The sequence below is a fragment of the Methylobacterium sp. B1 genome, from assembly GCF_000333255.1.
Lineage (GTDB): Bacteria > Pseudomonadota > Alphaproteobacteria > Rhizobiales > Beijerinckiaceae > Methylobacterium > Methylobacterium fujisawaense.
Genome location: NZ_BACT01000563.1, coordinates 1 through 4,382 on the forward strand (window position 1 = coordinate 1; position 4,382 = coordinate 4,382).

General features: G+C 70.9%; 2 protein-coding genes and 1 pseudogene. All 3 read right to left on the reverse strand.

The features are described from left to right. Positions 1 to 595: 595 nt before the first annotated feature. Positions 596 to 1,231, reverse strand: a pseudogene (locus I53_RS35940) (DedA family protein); the annotation flags it as partial. Positions 1,232 to 1,358: 127 nt separating this feature from the next. Continuing rightward, positions 1,359 to 2,402 (reverse strand): NAD-dependent epimerase/dehydratase family protein, encoded by a 1,044-nt coding sequence (locus I53_RS16535; RefSeq protein WP_051044846.1) that lies wholly within the window; start codon positions 2,400 to 2,402, stop codon positions 1,359 to 1,361. Further along, the coding region (locus I53_RS35180) for a glycosyltransferase family 61 protein (RefSeq protein WP_251982340.1) at positions 2,399 to 4,382 on the reverse strand (1,984 nt) is incomplete at its 5' end. The genes I53_RS16535 and I53_RS35180, both read right to left, overlap by 4 nt.

Here is a 4,382-nt window from a genome sequence, read left to right on the forward strand (position 1 = left end):
ATTCTATTGGCGTGAACGGACATGCTGTCTCCTGCAAGAGGTACGTCTGTATGATCATCATGCGCGCTCACATCCCGATGAGACTTTGCGAGGGAGTTTCTAGCATATCGGATCAGATTTGCATACCCTACCTAACGGATGAAGAGGGTCTTGAAGTGCGCGCCCGCTCCATCATGCCGACGTACGGGCAGTCCGCTATTGAATGTCGGAGCGGGGTGTCGGCGCTCTGCAGACGCCAGCCGATGACGATCAGGAGAACGACCGGCACGACGAGGATCAGCGCGGCGCCGAGGATCCCGACATGCCCGACGAGGCGTCCGTAGAAGCCACCGGTCACGCCATCATGCCACGAGACCAGCGTCATCCCGACGGCCGACGCGACGATGAGGGCGGGGATCTTGAACCACAGGGGCAGGGCGCGTCGGCGCGGCAGCACGATCGCCTCGAGGCCGGTCTCGCTCCGGCCGGCTTCCCGCTGGGTCAGGAGTGCTTCGACCTGGTCGGCGAAATCCGCCTGGATCCGGTCGCGCCGCGCGGCGTCGTCGTCGCGCGCAAGCGGCGCCGCCTGCGGCGCGGTCCCGTCCGGCCCCTCGGCCAGCGGCCCCGGGATCGCCGCCTCGGCGGCGACCATCAGGCGCGCCTCGTGCCGGCGCATGAACAGCCAGAGTGCGACGGCGCCCATCAGGACGAAGGCCAGCAGCCCCAGGCCGACCGGCCCCATGACGTTCTCGATGGAGCGCCCGCAGAGATACGCGCCGAAGCCCATGATCGAGGCCCAGGCGACGCCGCCCAGCGCATTGAAGGCGAAGAAGCGGCGGGCGGCGAGCTTGTTCACGCCGGCAAGCACCGCCGCATAGGCGCGCAGCATCGCGGTGAAGCGGCCGAAGAACACGATCTTCCCGCCGTGCCGGCGGAACAGGTATTGGCCGAGCTTGAGCCGGCCGTGATCGAGGCCGATCAGGTGCCCCTTGCGCAGGAGCAGGGGCAGACCCCAGCGGCGGCCGACCCAGTAGCCGGCATTGTCGCCCAGGATGGCCGCGGTTGCCGCGATGGCCACCACCACGGCGATGTTGATGTTGCCGGTGCTGCCGGCATAGGCCGCCGAGGTCAGCAGGACCGTCTCGCCCGGCAGGGGCAGGCCGGCGCTCTCCAGCGTGATGATGACGAAGATCGCCAGGTAGCCATAGTGCGCGATCAGGTCGGCGATCGGCAGATCGTGCAGGAAGGACATGCGGTCTCCGTGCGGCTCGCAGGTCGCGCTGTCGACGACAAACGTGGCCGCTCCGGGGCGGCGTGACGATCAAGCCCGCCGCACAGGCTCCGTCGCGCCGTCGGCCGCGACGGCGGTCACGGGCGCTTCATCCCTCACGGGCGGGGTGCGGCGCCGCAGCGCCCGCTCCGATCTCGGCGAGATGGGCGCGCATCCACGCGATGGTGCTGATGAGCCCCTCGCGCAGGGCGACGCGCGGTTGCCAGTCGAGCTCGGACCGGATCAGCGCGGTGTCGAGGACGTTGGCGGGCACGTCGGCGGCGCGGCTCGGCTTGTGGATGCAGGGCAGGCGATCCCGGCCGAAGGCCACCTCCAGCTCCGCGATGATCTGGTTGACGCTCAGGCCCCTGCCGCTCCCGACATTCAGCACCTTGTGCGGCCCGTCATAGGACACCGCGGCGAGGAACGCGTCGCTGACATCGTCGACGTGCAGGAAGTCTCGCACCACCTCCCCGGTCCCCCAGACCTCCAGCGGCAGGCCCAAGAGAACACGGTGGATGTAGCTGCCGATCAGGCCCTGGTGCTTGGTGCCGAGCTGGAACCGGCCGTACGGGTTCGCGATCCGGAGGATCTGGTAGTCGATCCCGTGGAGATGCCGGTACAGGTGAAGCGACTTCTCGATCATCAGCTTGCCGATGCCGTAGGCCGAGATCGGGTCGGTCGGCGCCTGCTCGGGGATCGGGATGGCCCGGGGAATGCCGTAGATCGCGCCGCCGGAGGACGAGAACACGAGCTTCCTGATCCGGGCCGAGCGGCAGATCTCGAGCAGATGCAGGGTGGCGATCGGCGCGGCGGCGAGTTCCGCGGACGGATCCCGGTTCGAACTTTCCGGGATCGAGCCGGCGATCAGGTGGAAGACGACGTCCTGACGCTCGACGGCGTTGGCGATCGCGAGGCGGTCGGCGAACTGGCCGGTGACCCGGGCGACACGTCGGTCGAGCACCTCGGACTGGATGTGGCTGCGGCTGAAGCAGGTGACTTCGGCCCCCGCCGCCGCGAGGCGGTTGCACAGGTTCAGCCCGAGGAAGCCGCCGCCGCCCAGCACGAGGCAGCGGAGCCCCGCCATGGACGGCGCGGGCTGACCGGATCCGGCGGGATCGAGCGGCTGCGGGCCCTGCCGGGTGTCACTCATGGCCGACATTCAGCGCCGTCTTGGATCGGCGTGGGGGCCGGAAGGGCATCTTCCGGCCGCCGGCCCGGATCGGCGGGATCGCGCTCACGAGCCTCGATCATGCGCTCGACCAGCGCAAGGGCCGAGCGCTGAAGCGCCTGCCGCGTCGGTTCGAGGGGCGCCTTCCCGCAGGCGCGGGCCGCCGCGTAGGCGGCCGCGTAGGCCGCGTCCCAGCCGGCGGCGAGGACTGACGGGCCCGCGGCCTCCAATGCGTCCCGAACGGCGCCCCAGGCCGCTTGATGGGCCGCGTCCCAGGCCGCGCCCCGAACGGCCGAGCCGGTCTGCCGCAGGGTCAGGTTGGCGACGGCCGCCCGCTTGCGCGCGCGCTTGAGGTGATCGCACAGGGAGACGAGTTGGGCGACGTCCTCGACCTCGGGCAGGTCGGCCAGTTCGTCCCCCTCCACGTTCAGCTTGGCGAGGCGGAACCACGCCGGCAGGTGGGTGCGGATCAGCCAATCGGCCACCAGGGCGACCCGCCGGCGCTCCAGGGCCTCCGAGCCCCGGGTGCCGACCAAGCGCGGAACGAGCGGCAGGATCAGGGCATCGCGCGCATCCTGCGGCAGGCGATCGCTCCAGGTTCGGACAAAGGCGGCGATGCTGGGCGACGCGCAGGCGGGTTCATCCGAATGCGGCTCGCCGGCGACGTAGGCCACCGCCTCCAGGGCGCACAGGCCTGCCTCCGCGCCCGCATGGGGGCCGGCCGCGAGCGTCCTGACCCGCGCAAGCCGGTCTGGGTCGACGCGCGCGGGCCCGACGGTCCGCTTGTCCTGCAGCCGGGAGGCACCGCGATCCGGCACACGGATCGGCCGGTCGTCCGCAGCCGCGATCGAAAAGCCGGCCGGTGCGCCGGTGGCGACCTCGGCCTCGAGTGCGGCCACGGCGGCCACGACCCGCCCCGGGTCGACCGTATAGCTCACGTGGAAGGCGTGCACGCCGGGGCGCGGGAGGGTCCGGCCGCGCAGGAACAGGATCCGCGCGCCCCCGGCCTCGATGAAGCTGGCATAGCCCCGGAAGTTGAAGGACAACTCCTCGTGGATCAGGCCGAGGATCCGGCACCCGGGCCGGCAGAACAGGGCGTTGCTGAGCGCCGAACTCGATGAGCCGACCACCAGTTCGGCGGAATGGAAGGCCTCAACCTGTTCGAGGAAGGTCAGCGTCTCCGGATAGATCACCTCGAAGCCCAGGGGGCGCAGCCGTTCGGCGATCTCCGCCTCGTTGACGAGGGCGCGTTGGGTGAAGGCCTTGCGCGAGATGAACAGGCGCCGGTCGGTCCGGCCGGAGAGGGCACCGCGCGCGCGGGCGCGGTCGAGGATCTGCTGGCGGATCGCCCCGAAGACGTCGGCCGGCCAGACCGTGTCGTAGAAGGGGCGGCCGGGCTTCATGTCGAAGGGGAAGAAGGCCGGCACCGGCGCCATTCCGAGGAGCCCGAACGCGACGGGCCTGGGCGGCAGCGCGATCACGGGCCGGTCGCGCGTGTCGAGAAGGCCCAGGATCTCCGCGTGCGCCCCCGGCATGTGGTCGTCGATGCAGAGCGGGATCCCGTCGGGGCAGCGCGGGTCGTTGTAGCAGAGCATCCGCGGCACGAACTCGCAGAACCAGTGCCCGTAGTTCCGGCTCTGCAGGCCGAACATCATGAGGCCGGCCGCGATCGTGTGCTCGGCCTCGGGCACCTCGACGAGGGCCCGCGTGGCCCCGAAGGCGGCGGTCATGATCTGGTCGGGGTTGAGGCCGTCCTGCAGCAGGATGTCCGGGCGCCGCGGATGGGCGGCGAGGTCGTAGACGAGCTTGCCGCCGGCGATGACGACGTTGCTGCGCGGGAAGGCGCGCGCGCCCTCCAGGAAGGCGAGATACTGGGCCGGGATGTCCAGGCTGCCGGCCTCCGACCGGAGGGCCGGGGGCGGTTCCCGAAAGTGCAGATCGGGCGCGGCGATGCGGCGCTCC